The sequence below is a fragment of the Galbibacter sp. L-19 genome, from assembly GCF_056857615.1.
Window position 1 is genome coordinate 15,489 of sequence record NZ_JBSXNL010000045.1, and the last position, 22,550, is coordinate 38,038.

At 32.6% G+C, this 22,550-nt stretch carries 24 protein-coding genes and 1 other RNA gene; 11 read left to right on the forward strand and 14 right to left on the reverse strand.

Annotation, left to right across the window (positions count from 1 at the left end; genetic code table 11):
- Positions 1-85: 85 nt before the first annotated feature.
- From AC13CQ_RS05800 to AC13CQ_RS05815, 4 genes are read right to left on the reverse strand one after another with little or no spacing between them, the layout of a single operon-like run.
- Complete coding sequence (locus AC13CQ_RS05800) at positions 86-1,462, reverse strand: ArnT family glycosyltransferase (protein ID WP_008615899.1); 1,377 nt, start codon at positions 1,460-1,462, stop codon at positions 86-88.
- A gap of 1 nt (position 1,463) precedes the next feature.
- The gene (locus AC13CQ_RS05805) at positions 1,464-1,829 is read right to left on the reverse strand and encodes a DUF1801 domain-containing protein (protein ID WP_008615898.1); all 366 of its coding nucleotides are present in this window, start codon (positions 1,827-1,829) and stop codon (positions 1,464-1,466) included.
- A gap of 24 nt (positions 1,830-1,853) precedes the next feature.
- Entirely contained in the window at positions 1,854-3,254 is a 1,401-nt protein-coding gene (locus tag AC13CQ_RS05810; protein WP_008615897.1) for a M20/M25/M40 family metallo-hydrolase, read from the reverse strand.
- Between the two features lie 5 nt (positions 3,255-3,259).
- Positions 3,260-4,138 carry a PPK2 family polyphosphate kinase gene (locus AC13CQ_RS05815; protein WP_008615890.1) on the reverse strand — a complete coding sequence of 293 codons (879 nt, stop codon included), beginning with the start codon at positions 4,136-4,138 and terminating at the stop codon, positions 3,260-3,262.
- 122 nt (positions 4,139-4,260) lie between these two features.
- On the opposite strand from AC13CQ_RS05815, the gene AC13CQ_RS05820 reads away from it, so the two are divergent.
- The 6 genes from AC13CQ_RS05820 to AC13CQ_RS05845 all read left to right on the forward strand — a co-directional run bounded on the left by AC13CQ_RS05820 (position 4,261) and on the right by AC13CQ_RS05845 (position 8,059).
- Positions 4,261-5,106 carry a hypothetical protein gene (locus AC13CQ_RS05820; RefSeq protein ID WP_474507304.1) on the forward strand — a complete coding sequence of 282 codons (846 nt, stop codon included), beginning with the start codon at positions 4,261-4,263 and terminating at the stop codon, positions 5,104-5,106.
- A 133-nt stretch (positions 5,107-5,239) separates the two neighbouring features.
- The gene (locus AC13CQ_RS05825) at positions 5,240-5,935 is read left to right on the forward strand and encodes a DUF3575 domain-containing protein (RefSeq protein ID WP_335588922.1); all 696 of its coding nucleotides are present in this window, start codon (positions 5,240-5,242) and stop codon (positions 5,933-5,935) included.
- Between the two features lie 89 nt (positions 5,936-6,024).
- Positions 6,025-6,309, forward strand: a complete 285-nt coding sequence (locus AC13CQ_RS05830; protein ID WP_008615886.1) for a 4a-hydroxytetrahydrobiopterin dehydratase — start codon at positions 6,025-6,027, stop codon at positions 6,307-6,309.
- 156 nt (positions 6,310-6,465) lie between these two features.
- Positions 6,466-6,825 (forward strand): type II toxin-antitoxin system RelE/ParE family toxin, encoded by a 360-nt coding sequence (locus AC13CQ_RS05835; protein WP_482882744.1) that lies wholly within the window; start codon positions 6,466-6,468, stop codon positions 6,823-6,825.
- Complete coding sequence (locus tag AC13CQ_RS05840; protein ID WP_335588920.1) at positions 6,812-7,120, forward strand: helix-turn-helix domain-containing protein; 309 nt, start codon at positions 6,812-6,814, stop codon at positions 7,118-7,120. The genes AC13CQ_RS05835 and AC13CQ_RS05840 overlap by 14 nt, the downstream gene beginning before the upstream one ends.
- Before the next feature lie 219 nt (positions 7,121-7,339).
- Positions 7,340-8,059 carry a YebC/PmpR family DNA-binding transcriptional regulator gene (locus AC13CQ_RS05845; protein WP_335588919.1) on the forward strand — a complete coding sequence of 240 codons (720 nt, stop codon included), beginning with the start codon at positions 7,340-7,342 and terminating at the stop codon, positions 8,057-8,059.
- On the opposite strand, the gene AC13CQ_RS05850 is transcribed toward AC13CQ_RS05845, so the two are convergent.
- From AC13CQ_RS05850 to AC13CQ_RS05875, 6 genes are all read right to left on the reverse strand, one after another.
- Positions 8,056-8,607 (reverse strand): 1-acyl-sn-glycerol-3-phosphate acyltransferase, encoded by a 552-nt coding sequence (locus tag AC13CQ_RS05850; RefSeq protein ID WP_474507584.1) that lies wholly within the window; start codon positions 8,605-8,607, stop codon positions 8,056-8,058. The two genes, AC13CQ_RS05845 and AC13CQ_RS05850, sit on opposite strands and share 4 nt — an antisense overlap.
- On the reverse strand, positions 8,607-9,689 hold the full coding sequence (locus tag AC13CQ_RS05855) for an iron-containing alcohol dehydrogenase family protein (protein ID WP_474507585.1): 1,083 nt from the start codon (positions 9,687-9,689) through the stop codon (positions 8,607-8,609). Before AC13CQ_RS05855 ends, AC13CQ_RS05850 begins: the two co-directional genes overlap by 1 nt.
- A 60-nt stretch (positions 9,690-9,749) precedes the next feature.
- Positions 9,750-10,457 carry an HAD family hydrolase gene (locus tag AC13CQ_RS05860; protein ID WP_474507586.1) on the reverse strand — a complete coding sequence of 236 codons (708 nt, stop codon included), beginning with the start codon at positions 10,455-10,457 and terminating at the stop codon, positions 9,750-9,752.
- Entirely contained in the window at positions 10,448-11,176 is a 729-nt protein-coding gene (gene kdsB, locus AC13CQ_RS05865) for a 3-deoxy-manno-octulosonate cytidylyltransferase (protein ID WP_008615873.1), read from the reverse strand. The genes AC13CQ_RS05860 and kdsB overlap by 10 nt, the downstream gene beginning before the upstream one ends.
- Positions 11,177-11,227: 51 nt before the next feature.
- Positions 11,228-11,794, reverse strand: coding sequence for a DUF4126 domain-containing protein (locus AC13CQ_RS05870; RefSeq protein WP_474507587.1), 567 nt, complete (start codon positions 11,792-11,794; stop codon positions 11,228-11,230).
- Between the two features lie 293 nt (positions 11,795-12,087).
- Positions 12,088-13,515 carry an ATP-dependent DNA helicase gene (locus tag AC13CQ_RS05875; protein WP_474507604.1) on the reverse strand — a complete coding sequence of 476 codons (1,428 nt, stop codon included), beginning with the start codon at positions 13,513-13,515 and terminating at the stop codon, positions 12,088-12,090.
- Positions 13,516-13,622: 107 nt separating this feature from the next.
- On the opposite strand from AC13CQ_RS05875, the gene AC13CQ_RS05880 reads away from it, so the two are divergent.
- The 3 genes from AC13CQ_RS05880 to AC13CQ_RS05890 are packed head-to-tail and all read left to right on the forward strand — an operon-like array spanning position 13,623 to position 15,623.
- Positions 13,623-14,273 carry a hypothetical protein gene (locus AC13CQ_RS05880; protein WP_008615864.1) on the forward strand — a complete coding sequence of 217 codons (651 nt, stop codon included), beginning with the start codon at positions 13,623-13,625 and terminating at the stop codon, positions 14,271-14,273.
- The gene (locus tag AC13CQ_RS05885; protein ID WP_456866322.1) at positions 14,251-15,084 is read left to right on the forward strand and encodes a DUF3822 family protein; all 834 of its coding nucleotides are present in this window, start codon (positions 14,251-14,253) and stop codon (positions 15,082-15,084) included. The genes AC13CQ_RS05880 and AC13CQ_RS05885 overlap by 23 nt, the downstream gene beginning before the upstream one ends.
- Entirely contained in the window at positions 15,084-15,623 is a 540-nt protein-coding gene (locus tag AC13CQ_RS05890; RefSeq protein ID WP_008615860.1) for an RsmD family RNA methyltransferase, read from the forward strand. The genes AC13CQ_RS05885 and AC13CQ_RS05890 overlap by 1 nt, the downstream gene beginning before the upstream one ends.
- Here AC13CQ_RS05890 and rnpB read toward each other — a convergent pair.
- An RNA gene (gene rnpB, locus AC13CQ_RS05895) (RNase P RNA component class A) lies at positions 15,621-15,926 on the reverse strand. The genes AC13CQ_RS05890 and rnpB overlap by 3 nt on opposite strands.
- A 340-nt stretch (positions 15,927-16,266) precedes the next feature.
- Here rnpB and AC13CQ_RS05900 point away from each other — a divergent pair.
- Both AC13CQ_RS05900 and AC13CQ_RS05905 read left to right on the forward strand, forming a co-directional pair.
- Positions 16,267-17,988, forward strand: a complete 1,722-nt coding sequence (locus AC13CQ_RS05900; protein ID WP_474507314.1) for a DNA polymerase III subunit gamma/tau — start codon at positions 16,267-16,269, stop codon at positions 17,986-17,988.
- A 166-nt stretch (positions 17,989-18,154) separates the two neighbouring features.
- Positions 18,155-18,736 (forward strand): MiaE family protein, encoded by a 582-nt coding sequence (locus tag AC13CQ_RS05905; RefSeq protein WP_474507315.1) that lies wholly within the window; start codon positions 18,155-18,157, stop codon positions 18,734-18,736.
- A 93-nt stretch (positions 18,737-18,829) separates the two neighbouring features.
- Here the strand turns inward: AC13CQ_RS05905 and AC13CQ_RS05910 are convergent, their stop codons facing one another.
- From AC13CQ_RS05910 to AC13CQ_RS05920, 3 genes are read right to left on the reverse strand one after another with little or no spacing between them, the layout of a single operon-like run.
- A complete protein-coding gene (locus AC13CQ_RS05910) occupies positions 18,830-19,744 on the reverse strand; it encodes a Ppx/GppA phosphatase family protein (RefSeq protein WP_008615849.1) in 915 nt (304 codons plus the stop codon).
- A gap of 12 nt (positions 19,745-19,756) precedes the next feature.
- A complete protein-coding gene (gene ppk1, locus AC13CQ_RS05915) occupies positions 19,757-21,859 on the reverse strand; it encodes a polyphosphate kinase 1 (RefSeq protein ID WP_008615848.1) in 2,103 nt (700 codons plus the stop codon).
- A complete protein-coding gene (locus AC13CQ_RS05920; protein WP_008615847.1) occupies positions 21,860-22,345 on the reverse strand; it encodes a SixA phosphatase family protein in 486 nt (161 codons plus the stop codon).
- Between the last annotated feature and the right edge of the window lie 205 nt (positions 22,346-22,550).

Genomic DNA, 22,550 nt, shown 5'->3' on the forward strand with positions numbered 1-22,550 from the left:
GGAAGTATTTTTTTCTGTTGTTAAGATGTTTATAATTGAATCTTCATAACAACTCTTATTTTTAGTGAAGTAAACCTCCATTAAATTAATTTTGTTTTAAACAGAAATACACAGTTTCTTTGGCTTCCCCAAATCCATTCACACTATCTTTTACGAGAAAACCTTTCTGCTTTTCTTTTAACACAAATATAGTGTTACTACTATCTATTTTTGTTCGAGGCAGAGTAAAATCGTCTGCAGAGTAAACAATTTTATTAGGTCGCTCAAATTTCACACTTCCAGCGTAAGTAACATCTGGAAGATTCCATTGCTTTTCTGAAAATTTATCCAATTTATCAGCAATAATACTAAATGAATGATGCACAGAAGAATCTATCCCTACTATTTTTTCTACTGGAGTTCTGAATATCTGTAAAAAAATAATAAATATAAATACTCGCATACTCCATTTTTTCCAAGCTTCTATTTTTTTAAACTGAAAGCAATTCAGTAATAAAATAAAAAACGGTAAAAAAAGAGGCAACAACCACCTGTCTGATATTTTAGAAGAATTAATTCCTACAAAAATCAAAATTGTAACGGAAAGCTGAATTATAAATAATTTAGAAAACCAATCTCTTGAAATACTTTTTAATACAACCCCTTTTCGAAAATAAGCTATCGAAAACAATAAAATTGATAGTGCTATTAAATTAATAAAACTCTTTAAAAATGAAAAAAATGGGGTTATGATAACAACACCTCTTAAAGTATTAGATTTTGTTTTCACCTCCATACTCTCTTTTAAAAGCAATAAATACTCCTTATTTTCAAACAACCAATATAAATGTGGGCTTATTAAAACACATGTCAATAAAACACTTAATAATATTTTTCTATTCCACAATACTTGTTTAGCCTCAACATCAAACAAAGCAATAATTCCAAAAGCTGGAAGTATCAATAAAAAATTATACTTTGTTAAGATTCCACCAGCAAGGATTACTCCAAATAAAATGTAATTTTTATAGCTTTTTGATACTATTAACAATGAAAATACATAATATAAAGACACTGAAAAGAAGCAGATCATGGATGTATGAGATAATCTTCTGAAATTGAAATCTATAAAAACTGGAATTAAAAACAGGAGAAAAACACCAACTTCTGCTTTAAGCTTATCTCCAACAAACTTCGTAACTAATTTATAAAACATTATTAATGTCCCTGAGAACCAAAAAGCTCTTAATCCAGCTAAAGAAAATCGGTTAAGTCCAACACATTTATTAATAAGTATCTGCACCCAAGTATAAAGTGGCGGCTGATCATCATACCCCAATCGAAACCACTGCGAATAATATGCCTGCTCTGCATCCTCCCATTCTAAAGCTACTTTCAAAAAAGATATTAGAATTATTGCCACAAAACAAAAAAGAGCAATAACTTTCACCTTTCTCGAAACCACTGCATTTACTTTATTCACATTATTTTGTTTTTATAATTCCATTTCTATACAAATCCAACGCACTATTTAATAAGCTTGTAATTTTATCAATAACAATATCTGCGTTAGGATTCACTCTAAAAATTTTCATTCTAGAACGATTTCCTTCTTCTAATTCTGGAGCTTCCAAATATTTTCCTTCTACAAATAAAACATAAGGTTCGTTTGTTTTTTTATCCGTCCATAAATAACAAAATGCCTTATTCTTATAACAGAAACAAGGCATTCCATATTTTTTAGTTTCAGAAATATTATCGTCTTGCTTTAAAATTATATTTTGCAAGGTTAACAAACAACTTCTAAATGGTTCTTGTTTGCTTAAATAATAGTTATCTATTTCCTTCATAAAGTCAAAACTATTCCAGTATTTCTACCCCTTAATATTGGAGGCTTGCACAGTTCCGTATTTATCAATTAAATAAACCAAGGAAGCCATTGTTGCAGCTCCAAGTTCCAACTCTCTTTTATTTACATGCTCAAAAGTATCGTTCTCTGCATGGTGATGATCAAAATAACGCTGAGAATCTGGTCGTAAACCTGCTAAAACCGTACCATTTCCTTTTAACGGACCAACATCTGCCCCACTTCCTCCTTGCTCAAAATAATGAATTAAATAGGGCTTAAAAAGCGACTTCCATGAAGTGATTTGTGCAAAGTTTGCCTCATCACAATCAAATGAAAATCCTCTTGGTGTAAATCCGCCAGCATCACTTTCCAAAGCAAAAACATGATACTCGCCTTTTTCCTTCGCTACTTCTGCATACTTAGTTGCCCCTCGTAATCCATTTTCTTCATTCATAAACAAAACAACACGAATGGTACGCTTTGGCTTATAGCCTGTTTCCTTTAACAACCTTAAAACCTCCATACTTTGTACACATCCTGCGCCATCGTCATGAGAACCATCTCCTAAATCCCAAGAATCTAAATGACCACCAACTGTAATAATTTCATTTGGAAATTCACTTCCTTTTATCTCTCCAATTACATTATAAGATTGTACATCTGGAAAAACTTTACATGTTTGGCGGAAATACAATTTCACGTCCTTATTTAATGCCAATACAGTACTTAACATTTCAGCGCCATTGGTACTAATTGCCGCTGCAGGAATACGCTTTTCCACTGGCAAATCTCCATAACTCATACTCCCAGTATGCGGATAGTTGTCTAAACGTAAATTCATGGAACGAACCATCACTCCTACAGCTCCATATTTTGCAGCTTCTGCAGCACCCGAATAACGTTGATCAACACAACCTCCATAGGCTTCAAATGTCTGAATAAGATCCGCCTGCATCGGTCGGTTAAAGAAAACTATTTTTCCTTTTATTTTTTCTTCCCCTAAAGCTTCTAATTCTTCAATCCCTTTTACCTCAATAACACTCGCTTTGAGTCCGCCACTAGGAGTAGCCACCGACCCTCCAAGCGCACAAATATCTAAATTTGTTGTTTCTCCTGGAGCATTCTCTAAGTAAGAAAATTCCTTTATTCCTCTTGTCCATTTAGGAACCATTACTGGCTGTAACCACACCCTATCCAGCCCCAAAGAATCCAATTCAGCTTTGGTGTAATTAACCGCCTGCTCCGCATTAAACGAACCCGATAAGCGACCTCCAATTTGATTAGAAAGGTAGCTTAGCCAATTATAGCTTTCGCCATTTGTTAGAGAAGTTGTATATATTTCTTTTAATTGCTTTTCGTCTTCAGATTGAGAAATACCTATAAAAGGAAGAAAGAATAGGAGAAATAAAATTTGTCTGTTAATCATTAGTATTATTCTTTGTTTAATTGTTCTTTATACTGATTTAAATGTTCTTTAATTACTGGATTTAATTCTGGGTACTCAACGTCTTTATAATCCTTTAACTCATCATATAAAATATCTGCCACAATAACACGGGCTGCTTTTTTATTATCCGCAGGAATTATAAACCATGGCGCATAAGGAGTAGAAGTAATATTTATTGCCTCTTCATAACAGGCTTGATACTTATCCCACAAAGCACGTTCTTTTAAATCTGCTGGAGAGAATTTCCAATTTTTATCTTCCAAATTCAACCTCCTTAAAAGTCGATTTTTCTGTTCGTCTTTAGACAAATGAAGGAAAAATTTAAAAATTATCGTTCCATTTTCTACCAAATGTTTTTCAAAATTTTTAATCTGCTCAAATCGTCTATGCCAAAAAGCTTCGTTTACATCTTCAACACTTTTTACTTCAGGAAGATTTTCAGCTAAAATATATTCTGGATGCACACGTGTTACCAAAACATTTTCATAGTGAGTACGATTAAAGACACCAAACTTACCTCTTGCTGGCAACGCAATATAATGACGCCATAAAAAATCGTGCTTTTTCTCTAATTCTGTAGGCACTTTAAAGCTATGCACTACTACTCCACGGGAATTGAAGTCTTTAAAAACCTCACGAATTAAACTGTCCTTTCCAGCAGTATCAATTCCTTGTAAACAAATTAACACGCTATATTTACCATGCGCATAAACAACGTCTTGAAACTTCCCTAACTTTTTTCTGATATCTTTTAAATGCTCTTTAAGCTCGTCATCTGTAGCATTGAGATTGCTTAAAGTAGCTATCTCTTTTAATTTCACCGACTTATCAACTCTATAATGCGAAGTTTTTATTGAATCCATATATTTTACAGTATAAATAAAGTAGTAGACCACATCTTAAAATAAGTTTACCACAAAGTTTTTTAAAAGTACAATTTATATTGTAATATTGCTTTGCCCAAATTTAACAAATCTTATTACTCATGAAGAATCTTACACTCGTTGTCTTATTCGTTTTACTTTCTAATTACGGAATTTCTCAATGCACCTCTGCATATTCGCAAGCTAGTTATGCTTTAGCCCACACAAAAAAGTCATTAAGTTCAGATAATTTTGATCATCAAAAATACTATGCTGGTCGTGCTATAGAAGCTTTAGAAAAAGCCAAAACTCTAGTTGAAAGTTGTGGTTGCAATGAAGCCACAAGTTCAATAATAGATGCTTTGGATAATATAACTCAAGCAGAAGACCCTGTAGACTGGGAAGCTGGTCGGTTTTATGCAAAACATGGGTATGAGTACTTACAAACACTTATGAGTAAACTAGACATTTGCACTAGTAGTTCTGCAACAGTAAATTACGAAACTACCAGTACTCCTGCCAGCCCTACAGAAACAACATCTTCTACTACAACCACTCTTACAGCAAACACCTCTAACACAGAGGGAAGCTTGCAGGCGCAACAGCAACAGTTGGAATTAGAGAAACAAAAATTATTGGAGCAGCAACGTCTTTTAGAAGAAAAAATTCAGAAGCAACAACAATTAGCAGAAAAAGCTAGGGTAAACAGACAATTAGAGCTCGAAGAGCAACTAAAATTAAAACATTTAGCAGAGCAATCGCTCTTCAATCTTGAACGTGAATACAAAGAATTAGCACGCACTCTTAACTGCTCAAACGTGGAAGCGTTATTAAAAGGAGGTTATTCTAGAGAAGATGAAGTTTTAAATAACGAGACTTTAGCTCAAACTCGTGCATATTACTTAAAGCTTACCACAGAGACACAACAAAAAATAGTAGATGCTTTAAGCGCTTGTTCAACAAAATAATTACACCCTCGGTTAAGTCATTAGTTTTTAGCAATTAATCTTTACTATACAGAAAATTAACATTAATTAAATGTAAAAACTCCATAAAGGAATGCTTTTTGATATTCATTTTTAAATCATTAATCCCATTAAAATGAAAAACAAATTACTTTTTACATTCTTAATTTTAGCTATTTTTAGTGCTAACTCTCAAATTGAACGAACAAATGAAAAAGCATTTATCCCAAAAGGTAAGTGGATGACTAGCGGGACTATTTCAGTCAATTTTTTTGATAATAAAACCACGGATATTAATAATGATGAAGAGGCAAATGGAGAGTCAGATTATATCAATTTTAATTTCACACCGAAAGTAGGTTATTCTATTGCTGAAAATTGGGTAGCTGGTATTGGTTTAGGTTATACATATTCGAGAAACAAGGGTAAATCTTTTGAGAAAGATAGTTTAACTAGCCACTATCAATATACAACTAATGGCTATTCCATAAATCCTTTTGTAAGAAGATATGTTTCTACAGGTAAAAATCTGCTTTTCTTTTTTCAAGGCGAGACGAAATATCAATACTCTAAATCTAAAGATATAAATAACTACCCAAGTGAGAATAACGATTACCATACGTCCGCTAATCTATTTTTTATAGGAATAAGGCCAGGACTAAACTTTTTCCTGAATAATCATTGGGCTCTAGAAACAACTATTGGAAGAGCAGGTTATGAATACACAAAATCATCATCAGACAGTTCCAACATACATGACCAACAATCTAATAATTTCTTTATTGACTTAGATTTAAGTGATGTGTATTTCGGTATCTCATATTTCTTCTAAATAGAAATTATAGATAGAATATTAAAGGTAATGGAACTGTACAAAATCAACTATCTTCCTTACCTTTATTATATTAAAATTAAAGAACAATGAAAACACTTACTGAAGAACAAATAAAAGAACGTTTAGAAAAATTAGAATATTGGGATTTAGAAGAAGGGTTTTTAGTAACCTCCTTAGATTTTAAGGATTTTGCTGATGCCTTTGCCATGATGACGCGCATTGCTTTTGAAGCCGAAGCGCTACAACACCATCCAGAATGGAGCAATGTTTATAACAACCTTACCATTAGGTTAAACACACATGATGCTGACGGTATAACAGAAAAAGATTTTAAATTAGCTACAAGAATTGAAGAAATAATTAAAGGATAAAATTAATCCCTCAGGCAAGCCCTTAAGGTGATTAAGCAAAATAACTTTAAATTATCTCAATACAGAAACCCTTCGCTATACGTTAGCATAGAATGAAATTCCCATCTCACTTTTGTTTCCTAAATAAGAAACATTTATCTTTATCAAAAGATCTAAATGAACGAATATAAATTTCGAGTTATGTTTTTAGATGATGCCAAGGAATTTCTCGACTCAATCGACGAAAAGAGTCGCGAGAAAATCATTTACAATATCTGGAAAGCACAAAGTAAGAATAACAAAGAATTATTTAAAAAATTACAAGATGAAATTTGGGAATTTAGGACAAAATACAACAAAACTCACTACCGATTTCTTGCTTTTTGGGACAAAAAAAATAAACATGACACAATTGTTATTTCAACACACGGAATAATAAAAAAAACTAATAAAACTCCAATAAAAGAAATTGATAAGGCAGAAAGACTAAGGCAGCAATATTTCAACAATAAAACAAAGGATAATGAAAACATATAGCTTAGAAGAACTTACCGATAATTACATTGGAAAAAAGGGAACTAAAAAAAGAGATGAATTTGACAATGAACTACGACTTGACTTACTAGGTTACGAAATTAAAAAGGCAAGAAAAGCAAGAAAGCTAACACAAGAGCAACTCGGAGAACTTGTCGGGGTTAAAAAAGCACAGATTTCTAAAATTGAAAACAGCACAACGGACGCAAGGTTTTCAACAATTTTAAAAGTATTCAAGGTTTTAGGAGCAAAAGTAAAATTTGATGTAGAACTGAATGACCATAAATTAGCATACTAATTGGCAGGAATACAAACACAAAAAATCATATATAATTAATCAGAGCTTAAATTCTTCATTTAAAGAAAATAACAAAAAAGGTATTATACACGGGGTAAAAAGACAAACAATGGATAAACCTTAAAGAATTAAGCTCTTTATATAGGATTAAGTCAACAACATCTATGTAATTTTCTTTTTTTATTTATTTTTGCTATCAAATTATAATAATAAAATTTTATGGGAAGAGCTTTCGAATTTAGAAAAGCAAGAAAGATGAAACGCTGGTCGGCTATGTCTAAAGCCTTCACTCGCATTGGAAAGGACATTGTTATGGCAGTAAAAGAGGGTGGTCCAGACCCAGATAGTAATGCTCGTTTGCGTGCTGTTATCCAAAACGCCAAGGCTATTAACATGCCTAAAGACAATGTGGAAAGAGCAATAAAGCGTGCTTCTGATAAAAATACAGAAGATTATAAAGAAGTTTTATTTGAAGGATATGCCCCACATGGAATTGCTATTTTAGTAGAAACTGCTACTGATAATAATAACCGTACCGTTGCAAACATCCGTAGTTATTTTAATAAATGTAATGGAAGTTTAGGAACTAGTGGCTCGGTAGAATTTATGTTTGACCATACCTGTAATTTTAGAATTCCTGCTGAAGGTATTGATCCCGAGGAACTTGAATTAGAAATGATAGATTTTGGAGCTGAAGAAGTGTTTGCCGATGAAGATGGAATCCTTATTTATGCCCCTTTTGAAAGTTTTGGAGCCATTCAAAAAGAATTGGAAAGTAGAAACATTGAAATTTTATCATCTGGATTTGAAAGAATTCCACAAGTAACAAAGAAACTTTCTGGAGATGATGTTGCCGATGTAGAAAAGCTACTAGAAAAAATTGAAGAAGATGATGATGTACAAAACGTATATCACACCATGGAAGAATCTGAAGATTAATCTTCTTTTTTATAAGAATACGCAGGGATTTTCCCTACAACACCCGAAAAATAATTTTGCATAAAATCGAAATCAGTTTTTATGCTTTCTGAAGGATAAAAAGGAGGTTCCACACGAACCTCTTTCTTTTTATAATCAAATGCTACCATTACAATTGGAACCTTTGCTCCTTTTGCTATATGATAGAATCCTGTTTTCCATGTAGCAACCTTTTTTCTTGTTCCTTCTGGAGCAATTGCCAGCCTAAACTCTTTTCTTTCTTCAAATAAAGATATTATAGCATCTACAGTATTGCTATTTTTAGAACGATCTATAGGTGCGCCTCCACTCCATTTAAAATACCAGCCTAGTGGAGAGTCAAATAATTCTTTTTTTGCCACATAATTCATAGGAGTTTTAACCATACTTCTCACCAACACCCCTAAATAAAAATCGTGCCAGCTGGTGTGCGGCACGACTATTATGATGTATTTTTTTAAGGAAGGAAAATCTCCTTTAAGCTTCCAACCTAATACTTTATTAAAAATCCACTTAGAGAGTTTTACCATTACATTTTCTCGTATAGGCTTCTAAGTTTCTCTGGAGTAATTGTATCCTTCCAGTTCTTCCCACAGGCATTTTCCCACAAAGGCTCCATCCCCATAGACACATTAATCATAGTATCAAATTCTTCATCTGTAAGATTTGCACAAAGTCCAGTTGGCAATTCAATTCCAAATCTTGCTTTCATCTTTTTGAACATTGCAACTCCTTCAGGATAAAACTCTTCTAAATGATCAAAAACAATGCAATTACCAATTCCGTGTCTTGTTCCTAAAAGATAAGAAAGTCCGTAACTCATTGCATGCGCAACACCTACTTGAGAATACGCTATACTCATTCCTCCATGCCAGGAAGCCATCATTAATTTGTCTTGAGATTCTTCTTCAGAAAGATTCCCATCATAAAAAACCTCATGACATAATTCCTCTGCTTTCTCCCCGTAACTTTGACTAAATGCATTTAAATAAGTTCCGTTTAAAGACTCCACACAATGAATATAACAGTCCATTCCTGTATAAAACCATTGATCTTTTGGAACTCCATTTGTAAGCTCTGGATCTAACAGTACTTGATCAAAAGGAGTAAAATCTGAATTTATTCCTAGTTTTTTATCTGGCCCAGTTAATACCGTTGTTCTGGATACTTCGGCCCCTGTTCCACTAATAGTTGGAATTCCAACATGATACAAGGCTTCATTTTTTACCAAATCCCAACCTTGATAATCTTCTGTTTTCCCTGTGCTGGTTAACATAATAGCTACCGCTTTTGCCAAATCCATTACAGTTCCTCCTCCTATCCCAATTATTCCAGATGGGATTTCGTTAGATTCGTTTCGAATTTTCTCTACCAAAACATCCACCTGGTCTGTCTTTGGTTCTTCTTCTGTTGGAATAAAAATTATCTGATCGTTAAACAATGTAGGTATCTGAGAGGTGATTTTCTTATTGTTCTCAAAAACATCATCAACTAAAAAAATAAAAGGTGCCTCAGAGTTTTTACGCTTAGGCATTAATATATCGTTTAGCTGACTAAAGCTTCCTCGCCCAAAAACCACTCTGGGAACCATTGGAAAATTTTTGTACTTCATGTATGCTTTTTGAATTATATCCGTTGTTCTAGTTCTAATCTCTTATTTATCTTAAACCCACTATGGAGTTTTTATTAATTGTAATATCTCTTTTATAGTTGCTACCGTTTTATAGGATCCATTTGCATCTTCCTCTTTCACCATTTCATGCGCCCATGTGGTATGAAAAGGAATGTGGATTGCCAGAGCTCCTATATTAATTAACGGCAATACATCCGATTTTAAAGAATTTCCTATCATTAAAAAATTCTTCACATCTATTTCTAAATGATCTAATAGATTTTTATAATTTTCATCTTTTTTATCACTTAAAACTTCAATATGATGAAAATATTTTGAAAGTCCCGATTTCTCTAACTTTCTTTCTTGATCTAATAAATCTCCTTTTGTTAATAAAATAAGTCTATAATTATCAACTAAAGATTTTAAAACCTCCTCAACACCATCTATAACTTCTACTGGTTTTAAGACCATCTCTTTACCTAGATTCAAAATTTTGGAAATGGTTGCATTGTCAATCTTACCATTTGACAAATCTATTGCACTTTCTACCATAGAAAGTACAAATCCTTTGACTCCATAACCATATATTTCAAGATTCTTCATCTCCATCTTGAAAAGTTCTTGATCTATTTTATTTTCTGTTTCGTATGCAGAAAGAAGTTTTGCAAACTCATGCTCCACCTCTCTAAAGTACGTTTCGTTTACCCAAAGAGTATCATCAGCATCAAAACCTATAACTTTTATGTTACTATAGTTTACTTCCATACTTTCTTTGCACGTTCCAAATCTTCAGGAGTATCAATTTCAATTCCTTCAGAATCTGTTTCTACCATTTTAATTTTCTTGCCATATTCTAAATAACGAATCGCTTCAATTTTTTCGGTAGCCTCTAAAGAAAGCATCGGTAATTTTTGAAAATCAACAATAGCCTGCTTTCTAAAAGCATATACACCTTTGTGTTTAAAATAACTTACGTTTATAGATTTATCTCTTGGATATGGAATTGGAGAACGCGAAAAATAAAGTGCAAAATCTCTGCTATCGGTAATTACTTTTACCGTATTTGGATTATTTATCTCGTCCCAATCTGTAATTTTTGTCATCAAAGAAGCCAAATCAATCTCTTTATCTTTATCTCCTTTAAAAACTTCTATTACCCTTTCCAAGCTTTCTTTATCTGTAAAAGGCTCATCTCCTTGTACATTTACAACAATATCTACATCCATTTGCTCAACAGCTTCCGCAATACGATCACTTCCACAGTCATGCTCTTTCTTACTCATAATAGCCTTACCGCCATTATCTTCAATTTCTTTGTAAATAATTTCACTATCGGTAACTACAAAAACATCGTCAAAAAGACCTGTCTTTACAGCGGCCTTGTAGGTACGAAGAATTACGGTCTCCCCCCCGAGGTCTTGCATTAATTTTCCTGGAAAACGAGATGCGGCATATCTGGCCGGTATCATTGAAATAATCTTCATAAGTTCTTAAACCTTTCTGAATAAACAAAAATAAGAGATAAAATTGAGAATTTAGTTGCTACGCACCCTCAGTTTTTTATAAAACCAATATATTAATAATAACATTATGATTACTAATACAATAGCCAATATGGGGATAAATATAGAAATTATTGCTAACATAAACGAACCTCCTGTTTCTACCGTTGAGACAATTGGATTACCCAATCCAGCCGTTGTAGCCGAAGACGTTAATCTCGTTCCTGCGCTTGCACTTTTAAACAAAGTAGCCGTTCCTCCGCCAGCTATAATTGCCATAGACCAAGTTACAATTGGAGACAAATCTGCTACTGTAGACACCATCACGGCAGTTCCAGCAATAGCTGCCAGCGGCACTGCTATTGTATCTAATAAATTATCTATAAATGGAATGTAATATGCAAAAACTTCTAATAACATTGCAACTCCAAGCGTTATCAATGCAGCTATTGAGCCTATCCACTCCCAATTATCGGCTAAATTTAGCACATTAAAATATGCGGATAGACTTAAAACAAATAACGGAAGGAAAACTCTAAATCCAGCAGAAGCAGCCAAACCTATTCCTAAAAAGATACTTATTATTGTTTCTGATGTCATTATTTATATTTTTCTTAAAAATAAGAATTTCAATCGAATAAATAGATTCTATATTTATTACCATTAATGTCCGATTAAAAATACAAGACCGCTTCGCTGTAAGAAAAAAGAACAAAGACTAAATCTTAACTATTATAAAATGAGTAGCTTAAAGAAGTTACATTGTTAAAATTTTCTTTTTCATTCATTTTTATTAATAGCAAGGGAGCTATTTTAAAAACCTCTATTGACTCTTGATATAAGTAGAGTCCAATAAAAGTCGTTAACCTTTATCGGACAACAATAATTTATTACTAATTATCCACAAAGAAATCGTCTTTAAAACCAATTAAATACAACTTATTTTTTGCCCTTGTTACTGCTGTATACAACCAACGCAAGTATTCTTTATCTATGCCATTTGGCAAATAGGGCTGCTCTACAAAAACTGTGTTCCATTGCCCACCTTGACTTTTATGACAAGTAATGGCATAAGAGAATTTTACCTGAAGTGCATTAAAATATTTGTTGCTTTTTACTTTTAAGAACTTTTTATACTTAGAGGTTTCTTCTTCATAATCTTTCATCACTTCTTGATAAAGTCTATTTGAATCTTCATAAGAAAGCGAAGGGGAATTTACATCCAAAGTATCCAATAAAAGTACTGTCTCAAAAGGTTTCATCTTTGGATAATCTACCATTTGCACCTTTACTTCAGCAAATTTAAACCCATATAATTCTTTAATTGAAAAAATCTCTAACACTTCTATAATATCTCCATTTGCGATGAATCCAGCGTCAGAAGAAGTTTTTAACCAGAAATAATTATTTTTTACTACCATTAAAAAATCTCCTGTAGCAAGTTCATTCTCCAAAAAAAGAATCCTATTTCTAATTTGTTGATTGTATAAATTAGCTCTTTTATTGGAACGTACTATAATTGCAGTTTCTTCTTTTCCATTTTCACTATAAGAATCGTTTATAGCGTCTTGTATTTCATAGCCATCTACTAAGCGAATAATATCGGTGAAATTTGTAACTTTAAACTTAAAATCCTCTGCATAATCATCTTGAAGCTGCTCTCGTAAATTGGTAGCATTTAATAAAATTCCAGAATTTAATTGCTGACGAACAACTTCATCTAATTCCATTTTTTTAACTTCCTTATTATAGTTCAGGGATAAGGTGTTCTCGTTTAACGCAGGACTCAAAGAAAGGTTTACAGGCGGTAATTGCGCAGTATCTCCAATAAAAATCAATTTACACTTATGTCCAGAATACACATATTGAATAAGATCGTCTAACAATGAGCCGTTTTCAAATAATTTAGAATCGGAAGGAGCATCAGGAATCATAGATGCCTCATCCACAATAAATAATGTATTAGTATGCTTATTTGGCGACAAAACAAATTGCACGCCTCCGCCAGATTGCTTTTTTGGAAAATATATATGCTTATGAATGGTATGAGCCGTGGTTCCAGAATAATTAGTAATTACCTTTGCAGCACGACCAGTAGGTGCCAAAAGAACAGATTTCTTTAAAGTTTTCCATAAATTGGTAACTAAAGCACCAATAATTGTTGTTTTTCCAGTTCCTGCATAACCCTTCAAAAGAAACAATTCATTTTTATCTTCTGAATAAATAAAATCCGAAAGTTGTTGAAGCACAACGTCTTGCTTCAATGTAGGTTGATGAGGAAAATGTTCTTTTAATAATTTATAAAATGATGCAGCGTCCATAAAATCTAATTCAGACCCAAAATTAGTGATGTTTTTTTTGGGTATCCCTTTCATGAATGAAAAAAAATTGTAGATTTGCGTAAACCTCTTTAATACAAAAAATAAAAATGAAGACAGTAATACAAATTGCTCTTTGGCTTTTAAGTATTTTTTTCGTGTATCAAATCTACGTTTCTGTAATGGAACCTATCAGATTTGATAAAGTAAAAAAAGAAAGATACTCAGCCGTTATTGGAAAACTGAAAGATATTAGAGATGCGCAAGAAGCATACAGAACTGTAACTGGAAAGTTTGCAAAAGATTTCCCTAGCCTTATCAAATTCATCGATACAGCTCAGTTTACACTTACTCAACAAAGAGACTCTTCTTATATGGAATACGACAAGGTATACCGTATTGATATGGAAAGAGAAGTTAAAGTTATTGATACTTTAGGGTTTGTACCTGTAAAAGATTCTTTATTTGGCGGTACAGATTCATACAAAAACTTAGCTTCTGTTCCTTACGCTCAAAATAATGAGAAGTATACTATGGCTGCAAAAACTATTAATACTAATGGTTTTGTTGCTCCAGTATTTGAAGTAAAAGTTGATAAATCAGTTTTACTATATGATCAACCTAAAGACCTTGTTGCTAAAGAGAAAGCTGCTATTTCTGTTGAAGAAGTAAATGGTCCAGAAATAAAAGTGGGTAGCCTTAGTGAAGTAAGCACAAGTGCAAACTGGCCTCCATATTATGACACAAAACAAGACAACTAATATACTTAGTAATCCATTTAAAGAACTGTCCATTCAAGTTAGCTTGAGTGGACTTTCTTTTTGTATTCTAGACGGCGCTAATAATGAAATAGATTTATTAGACATTATTAGCTTTGAAAAAAAAGCTACTCCAGAGAATCTTATCCAACACCTTGAAAATTGGTTTTCTAAAGAGAATATTAAGAAACTTGTCTTTCATAAAGTTTCAGTAATTCATGAAAATGACCTCTCTACATTTGTTCCCAAATCCCTATTCAACGAAAGTAATCTTTCCAATTATTTAAAATATAATATAAAAATACTAGAGAACGATTTTATTAGTTTTGATGAACTCAAAGAGCATGATTTATACAATGTTTATGTGCCGTTTGCCAATGTAAACAACTATATATTTGATAAATTTGGAGATTTTGAATACAAACATTTCTCCACTATATTAATAGAAACCCTTATTAATACAGCTAAAAAAAGTGATGAGCAAACGCTGTATGCATATATTTCTAAAAATCATTTTGAAATTACTGTTTTAGATCAGAAAAAATTAGTTTTATATAACACCTATCAATACCAACAAAAAGAAGATTTTATATATCATCTTCTCTTTGTTATTGAACAATTAAATTTAAATCCTGAAGAAACTCCCACCTATTTATTAGGAGATATTTCTGAAGATAGTGAGTTGTATAAAATAGCTTATCAATACATAAGGCATGTGGAAATTAGCAATAATTTTTACCCTAAAAAAATAAAAGAAACCACAGAACCAACCATCAAAAACTCAAATACATTTATCTTACTAAATAGTCTTTAATGCGAATAATATCTGGTAAATACAAAGGAAAAAGATTAATGGCACCGCAAAAATTACCGGTACGCCCAACAACCGATTTTGCAAAAGAAGGTCTTTTTAATATCCTCAATAATCAGTTTTACTTTGATGAAGTTTCTGTATTAGATTTATTTTCTGGTACTGGAAATATTAGTTTTGAATTTGCCAGTAGAGGTGCGCAATTGATAACTTCTGTAGATGCACATGCTGGTTGCGTTCAATATATAGGTAAAATAAAAGACGAATTAGAGTTTCCAATTCAAACTGTAAAAAGCGATGTCTTTAGCTTTCTAGAAAAAACAGCAATGACTGCAGATATTATTTTTGCAGACCCTCCTTACGATTTTACAACAGAACAATTTGGTGAAATTGCTCTATTAGTAAACAAAAATAATTTACTAAACGAAGACGGACTCTTAATTATTGAACACTCTAAACACACAGATCTTAGCGATTTAGATGGATATACCGACGAACGAAAGTACGGAGGAAGTGTTTTTAGTTTTTTTGAATTCGAATAAAAAAGCAGGTCATAAGCCGGATTCTGTATCTATAAATAGATCCTTATCATTTATCTGGATGTTACATTACTGCAACATTCTAGCCGCCTACCCTCCAACATCGGGCGCGCAACCCTCAAACATTGGTTTACATGACGTTGCACCGCATAGAGTTTACCTGATTTCACTACAGCATTACCTGTACATCCTTTCTTTTGCACTTGTCCTAATCTCTCGACCGACGGCTGTTAGCCGCTATGCTGCGCTGCGGTGTCCGGACTTTCCTCTTCATTTATAAAACAAAGCGATAAGGTGACCTGCCGCGCAAAATTACGGTTTTAAACCAATTTATCTCCTATATCCATCATAATAATTAATTGTAATGTTTTTGGAGATGGAAGTTAAAAGCTTTAGGCTTTAGGCTTTAGGCTTTAGGCAAAAAAATTGTTATTCGTTATTCGTTAATAGTTATTTGTTAATTGTTATTGGTTAATATCTCTGTCTTTTATATTGAATTTTTCAACTTTCAACTTTCAACTTCCAACTTCGGACTTCGGTCTGACCGACTTCCGTCTCCTTCAACCCCAAGTCAATTGTTAATAATTAAATACAAAATCCATAGTAAAAATGAGATTATAAAGTTTCAATTTTTATCTTTGTTACAATGGAACACTTTGTAGTATCTGCTCGCAAATATAGACCCAAAACTTTTAAAGATGTGGTAGGCCAACAGGCTATTACCAATACTTTATTAAACGCTATTGATAATAATCATTTAGCGCAAGCTCTTTTATTTTGTGGTCCTCGTGGAGTTGGAAAGACGACTTGTGCCCGTATTTTGGCAAAAAAAATTAATGATGACGGCACACATGCCGAAGATGAAGATTTTGCCTTCAATGTTTTTGAGCTCGATGCCGCTTCTAACAATTCCGTAGATGATATTAGGAGTCTTATCGATCAAGTTAGGATTCCACCTCAAGTTGGTAAATACAAAGTATATATAATTGATGAGGTGCATATGCTTTCTCAGGCAGCTTTTAATGCATTTCTTAAAACATTGGAAGAGCCGCCAAAACATGCTATTTTTATTTTAGCTACCACAGAAAAGCATAAAATTATCCCGACTATATTATCGCGTTGTCAAATATTTGATTTTAAGCGAATTACCGTTAAAGACGCTAAAGAATATTTACATTATATTGCAGAAAATCAAGGAATTGAAGCCGAAGACGATGCACTACACATTATTGCTCAAAAGGCAGATGGTGCCATGCGAGATGCGCTTTCCATATTTGATAGAGTGGTAAGTTTTGCTGGAAAAAATTTGAGTCGCCAAGCAGTTACAGAAAATCTAAATGTATTAGACTATCAGACTTATTTTGAAGCTACCGATTTAATTCTGGACGGTGATATCCCAAAGCTGCTAGTCGATTTTAATAAAATATTATCGCTAGGTTTTGATGGTCATCATTTTATTGCTGGCTTAGCATCCCATTTTAGAGACCTTTTAGTCTGCCAAAATGAAGCTACTATCCCACTATTAGAAGTTGGAGACGAAGCAAAACAAAAATATCTCGAGCAAAGTAAAAAAGCTTCCCGAGAATTTTTATTGAAAGGGATTGAAATTGCCAATACTTGCGACCTTAATTACCGAAGTAGTAGGAATCAGCGATTACTTGTTGAACTTAGTCTTATGAAACTCGCCTCCATCACTCACGATGGAGAAAAAAAAAAAGGTAGCAATTACATAATTCCACCATCATTTTATCGAGTTACATCAAAAGAAACAACTAATAAAGTTCCGCAGAAGGTATCTACAACTGAAAATAAACCAGCAGAAACTTCAGTAGAAAAAAAAGCGGTAAAAGATGCTGAAGAAAAAAAACCAGAAGCCCCAAAGGTAAACATCAATTTAAAAAATAAAAGTAGCGTTTCTGGACTTTCACTTTCAAGTATTAAGAAAAAGAAAGCACATGAACTAGCCAAAAAGAATCATGTTGTAGACGAAGCAAACCTTCCAGAAGATCCTTTTGATGAGCCAACAATGCAAAAATATTGGGATGATTATGTGAAGAAAATTGACAACGAAGGAAAAAAAATATTAGGTTCGGCATTAGGTTCTGATACGCCTAGATTAAAAGGAAAAAATACGATTTGGATTGAACTCGCTAATGACACGTTAAAAAAAGAGGTAGAAAGAGATCAATATCCGTTAATGGAATACCTAAAAGAGCATCTTAACAATTACCATATTGAGCTTTATATTACCATTAATGAAGAAGTAGCAAAACAATATGCTTTTACTCCACAAGAAAAATACGAAAAACTTAGAGAGAAAAATCCGCTTATAGACCGCTTACGAATGGAGTTTGATTTGGATGTTTAAGCCCACTACAACGAGAAATTTGTCAACTCAATTTCTCTATTCTCTAATCAATCTACTTTAAACAAAACTAAATAGGCTTTCAGCAATTAAACCTTCTATAAGAGATAAACTTTCTACAACCTTATAAAGTTAGTATATTTGCAATTCATTTAAATGAAATTAGATTATGCTCGGTTTGAAACTCCCAACAGATCCTAGATGGGTTAATATCGTTGAAAAAAATTTAGAGGAAATCCTTACTGACCATGCTTTTTGTGAGCAAAAAGCTACAAGTACAGCTATTTCATTTATAGTTCTATTTCCAGAGTATACCGATATTGTACAAGAAATGACAGCTTTGGTAAAAGAAGAAATAAGTCATTTTAAAATGGTGCACGATAAAATAATCGAACGAGGTTGGGTTCTTGGTCGCGATCGAAAAGATGAATACGTAAACCGCTTAATGACATTTTTTCCAAAAGGAGGAAGCAGAACTACTTTTTTGGTTCATAAACTCCTATATGCCGCATTAATAGAAGCCAGAAGCTGTGAACGCTTTAGACTTTTATCTGAAAATTTAGAAGACGAAGAACTACGTACTTTCTATAGAAATTTAATGGTAAGCGAAGCAAACCATTACACTATGTTTTTACAATTTGCCAGAAAATACGGAGGCGAAATAGAAACTAACAAAAAATGGCAAGCCCTTTTAGATTTTGAAGCTGAAATAATGAAAGACCTTGGTAAAAAGGAGACTATTCATGGTTAAGACTTTATCATAATTACAATTTTTTTTCCTAACAGCGTAAGCGGTCTTATATCTTTATTCAGACTCTAATAGGTTTAAATAATCTCTTCTTTTTTACTGAATTAAAGGCATATTTTTTTCTTTTTCAGTATTATAAAGCAGTTTTATAATTCCATCAGACAACCCTATTTTAGGAACATGAATTTTCTTAGCTCCGCTCCATTTTGAAGCATTTAAATAAATTCGGGATGCAGGAATAATTACATCTGCACGATCTGGATTTAGCCCTAATTCGGAAATCCTATCTTCATAACTCATTTCTTGAAGAAATTGGTACTGTGCATTTAAATAAATATAAGATAACGGCTCTCCAGGCTTTCTACCTGACATTTTAAAGAGTTTATTGATATTTCCGCCAGAACCAATTATTTCTATGCTCTTGTACTTTTTGGAATGATTTTTTATCCATTTCTCAATATCCTTCCAAGTTTCCGCAGAAATCATTTCGTTAAGCAAGCGTACAGTTCCTATTTTATATGACTTTGAGGCTACAATCTTACTATCACTAAAAATGGTAAACTCGGTACTCCCCCCTCCTACATCAATATATAAATACGTCTTATCTTTTTCTATTAAAGTATGTAAATCTGTAGAAGCAATAATAGCTGCCTCTTTTTTACCATCTATAATTTCTATCTCAATGCCAGACTTCTTCTTAATAGTTTCTACCAACTCATTTCCATTGTTAGCCTCTCTCATAGCCGATGTAGCACAAGCCATATATTTTTCTACTCCATGAACTTTCATTAGTAATTTAAAGGACTTCATAGCATCTATCATTCTTTCACAGTTTTGCTTTGAAATCTCTCCCACTGTAAAAGAGTCCTGTCCCAATCTTACAGGCACTCGCACTAAAGAACTTTTCTTAAACTGAGTATCTTTAAAATCATACTCAATTACGTTATTTATTAATAATCTAATTGCATTCGATCCAATATCTATAGCGGCAAACTTTCTTATTTTCAACATACAAACTCTTTATTATTTACCTATTTGCTTTCTTAAATAATATTCATAAGTTTCAAACTGCGATCTATATTTAGCTCCTTTAGTCTTTCTATAGGCATTATCATGCCTTTCTGATAAAACTCTTGCTTTTACATTGTCCTTCCAACATATTTCAAAAGTATCTAATAATTCTTTTTTGATATCTTCATCATAAATTGGACAACCAACTTCTACTCTAAAATCTAAATTTCGGGTCATCCAATCGGCGGAGGAAATATAAAACTTTGGATCGCCATCATTTCCAAAAATAAACAACCTAGGATGCTCTAAAAATCTATCCACTACACTAATAGCTTCTATATTTTCACTCATTCCTGGCACCCCTGGAATTAAACAACAAGTCCCTCTAACAATTAATTGAACTTTAACCCCATTCCTACTAGCCTCATATAGTTTATCAACCATTTTATAACTTGTAAAGCTGTTCATTTTAATTTTAATAAACGCTTCTTTTCCAGCTTTTGCATTTTCAATTTCTTTATCTATTAGTTTAGAAAATGCTCTTTTAGTGTAATGTGGAGAAACTATTAAATGCTTGTATTTATTGATTTTATAATTGGTTTGAAAGAAATCAAAAACCTTATCCAGTTCCTTTAAAACCCCTTGATCTGCAGTAAAAAGTGTATAATCGGTATAAATTTTTGCAGTAGACTCGTTAAAATTTCCTGTACTTACAAAACCATATCGCACCATTTTTTCTTCTTCTAAACGCTCAATAAGACAAATTTTACTGTGGACTTTTAATCCTTGAACTCCAAAAATAAGCTTTACCCCTTCCGATTGAAGCATTTCTGCATATTCTATATTTGCTTCTTCATCAAAACGCGCTTGCAACTCTATTTGTACAGTAACTTCTTTCCCATTTTTTACAGCATTAATTAAGGAACTTGCTACCTGAGAATTTCGAGCCAGACGGTATACCGTAATCTTAATAGTTTTTACTTTCGGATCGATTGCAGCCTCTCGTAAAAACTTAATCACATTTGAAAAAGTATGATAAGGTGCGTATTGTAAATAATCTTTTTTAGCAATTGCTTCAAATAAACTCCCATCGTGAGTTAATCCTTTTACTGGTAATGGCGGGAACTTTTTATACATTAAATCAGGTCTTCCCAAACTCGGAAACCCCATATAATCCCGTCTGTTATGGTATCTTCCCCCAGGAATAACACTATCGGTATCGTCTATTCCCATTTTATCTTTAAGGAACTTTAGCGTGTCTTTTTCAATATTTTTATCATAAACAAAGCGCACAGGTTCACTCAATCTACGTCCTTTTACGCTGGAAGAAATTTTTTCGATAAAACTTTTACTTAAGTCGCTATCAATATCTAATTCCGCATCTAAAGTAATTTTAATCATATGAGCCGAAAGAGAATCGTAATTAAAGATGTTAAAAATACTTCCCATACAATAGCGAATCAAATCATCTAAAATGATAATAAATTGCTTATCTCCCTTACTAGGAAGTACCACAAACCGGTCAATAGTTCTTGGAATTTCTACCAAAGCATATCTTACATCTTGATGTTTAGCCTTAAATAATCCTTTTACACCTTCCACTTTCTGATCCGTCTTCATGGACATTTTAACTGCTAAATACCCAGCACTATCTTTTAGATTTGGAATTTCATCCAAATCGTTAAGCATAATTGTTACAAGAGCTGGACTAACTTTTTCATAAAAATAATTTTTTATAAAATCGTTTTGCTCAGGAGTTACTTCGTCTTCTTTTATCATAAAGATATTTTCAGACTCTAATTCTTTTTCAATATCACTTAAAATCCTAAGGCTTTCTGTTTGATGATTAATTACTATTTGGGTAATATCTTCCATCAAATCTTTGGCTTTAGCACCTCCTAGCACACTTTTTCCTGTTTTTCCTGAAAGCGCAATCCGTTTTACAGTAGCATAGCGCACTTTGAAAAATTCATCCAAATTATTTGAAAAAATCCCCAGAAAACGAAGCCTTTCGATAAGTGGAACTGTTGTGTCTTCTGCTTCTTGTAATACTCTGGCATTAAATTGAAGCCAGCTAATTTCTCTATTTATATATTGATTTTTTACTTCGTTCATTTATTTAAGTTGCTTTGGAAAAATAATTAATTCTGTTGTGCCATACTCAACATCTTGCCATCTTTCAATATCAAAATTTAATTTAACCACTCCAGATGTTGGAAGATTATCTATGGATTTATTTCCAAAGATATTAGAAATTGAGGTGAATGCATGATTATGTCCAAAAATCATAACATTTTTATAGCTATTATCTAATTGTTTTATAAAATTACTCACGGAAGTACCTCCAAAATCATAAAGTTGCTCTGTAATTATAACTTTAGATACATCCAACTCTAATTTTCTCATAAAAATTAAACAGGTATGTAAAGCTCTATTTGCAGGACTTGAGAATACAGCATCAATAGCTTTAACCTTTTTTTTAAGATGATTAGAGACCAAAATGGCGTCATTAATCCCTCGTTCCATCAACGGGCGGTCTTTATCATCAACACCATAATCCCAAGAAGATTTTCCGTGCCTAACAATATAAAGTTGCTTCATTATTTTAAAATTTAAACTTACTATTAAGGCTGTTTATTAGTAGCCAAAACAAACGCAGTTTACTATGAAATGAAAATAATAAATCTTTTTATCATTTTAGTGCATTGCGAGCGCTTTCTTTCCTAATAAATGATTAAAAAAACACTTCAGAATTTACTAAAATAAAGGTAAGTGAAGACTTACTAATACTTACAAATTGTATTTA

Excerpts from the sequence above, each read along its gene's own strand:
- AC13CQ_RS05880 (WP_008615864.1), top strand. The coding sequence starts at position 13,623 with ATGAAGACAGTAATACAAATTGCTCTTTGGCTTTTAAGTATTTTTTTC.
- AC13CQ_RS05920 (WP_008615847.1), bottom strand. The coding sequence starts at position 22,345 with ATGAAGCAACTTTATATTGTTAGGCACGGAAAATCTTCTTGGGATTAT.
- AC13CQ_RS05840 (WP_335588920.1), top strand. The coding sequence starts at position 6,812 with ATGAAAACATATAGCTTAGAAGAACTTACCGATAATTACATTGGAAAA.
- AC13CQ_RS05860 (WP_474507586.1), bottom strand. The coding sequence starts at position 10,457 with ATGGAAGTAAACTATAGTAACATAAAAGTTATAGGTTTTGATGCTGAT.
- AC13CQ_RS05815 (WP_008615890.1), bottom strand. The coding sequence starts at position 4,138 with ATGGATTCAATAAAAACTTCGCATTATAGAGTTGATAAGTCGGTGAAA.
- ppk1 (WP_008615848.1), bottom strand. The coding sequence starts at position 21,859 with ATGAACGAAGTAAAAAATCAATATATAAATAGAGAAATTAGCTGGCTT.
- AC13CQ_RS05805 (WP_008615898.1), bottom strand. The coding sequence starts at position 1,829 with ATGAAGGAAATAGATAACTATTATTTAAGCAAACAAGAACCATTTAGA.
- kdsB (WP_008615873.1), bottom strand. The coding sequence starts at position 11,176 with ATGAAGATTATTTCAATGATACCGGCCAGATATGCCGCATCTCGTTTT.
- AC13CQ_RS05905 (WP_474507315.1), top strand. The coding sequence starts at position 18,155 with ATGCTCGGTTTGAAACTCCCAACAGATCCTAGATGGGTTAATATCGTT.
- AC13CQ_RS05890 (WP_008615860.1), top strand. The coding sequence starts at position 15,084 with ATGCGAATAATATCTGGTAAATACAAAGGAAAAAGATTAATGGCACCG.
- AC13CQ_RS05830 (WP_008615886.1), top strand. The coding sequence starts at position 6,025 with ATGAAAACACTTACTGAAGAACAAATAAAAGAACGTTTAGAAAAATTA.
- AC13CQ_RS05870 (WP_474507587.1), bottom strand. The coding sequence starts at position 11,794 with ATGACATCAGAAACAATAATAAGTATCTTTTTAGGAATAGGTTTGGCT.
- AC13CQ_RS05910 (WP_008615849.1), bottom strand. The coding sequence starts at position 19,744 with ATGTTGAAAATAAGAAAGTTTGCCGCTATAGATATTGGATCGAATGCA.
- AC13CQ_RS05825 (WP_335588922.1), top strand. The coding sequence starts at position 5,240 with ATGAAAAACAAATTACTTTTTACATTCTTAATTTTAGCTATTTTTAGT.
- AC13CQ_RS05885 (WP_456866322.1), top strand. The coding sequence starts at position 14,251 with ATGACACAAAACAAGACAACTAATATACTTAGTAATCCATTTAAAGAA.
- AC13CQ_RS05850 (WP_474507584.1), bottom strand. The coding sequence starts at position 8,607 with ATGGTAAAACTCTCTAAGTGGATTTTTAATAAAGTATTAGGTTGGAAG.
- AC13CQ_RS05855 (WP_474507585.1), bottom strand. The coding sequence starts at position 9,689 with ATGAAGTACAAAAATTTTCCAATGGTTCCCAGAGTGGTTTTTGGGCGA.
- AC13CQ_RS05875 (WP_474507604.1), bottom strand. The coding sequence starts at position 13,515 with ATGGACGCTGCATCATTTTATAAATTATTAAAAGAACATTTTCCTCAT.
- AC13CQ_RS05820 (WP_474507304.1), top strand. The coding sequence starts at position 4,261 with ATGAAGAATCTTACACTCGTTGTCTTATTCGTTTTACTTTCTAATTAC.
- AC13CQ_RS05810 (WP_008615897.1), bottom strand. The coding sequence starts at position 3,254 with ATGATTAACAGACAAATTTTATTTCTCCTATTCTTTCTTCCTTTTATA.
- AC13CQ_RS05845 (WP_335588919.1), top strand. The coding sequence starts at position 7,340 with ATGGGAAGAGCTTTCGAATTTAGAAAAGCAAGAAAGATGAAACGCTGG.
- AC13CQ_RS05835 (WP_482882744.1), top strand. The coding sequence starts at position 6,466 with ATGAACGAATATAAATTTCGAGTTATGTTTTTAGATGATGCCAAGGAA.
- AC13CQ_RS05900 (WP_474507314.1), top strand. The coding sequence starts at position 16,267 with ATGGAACACTTTGTAGTATCTGCTCGCAAATATAGACCCAAAACTTTT.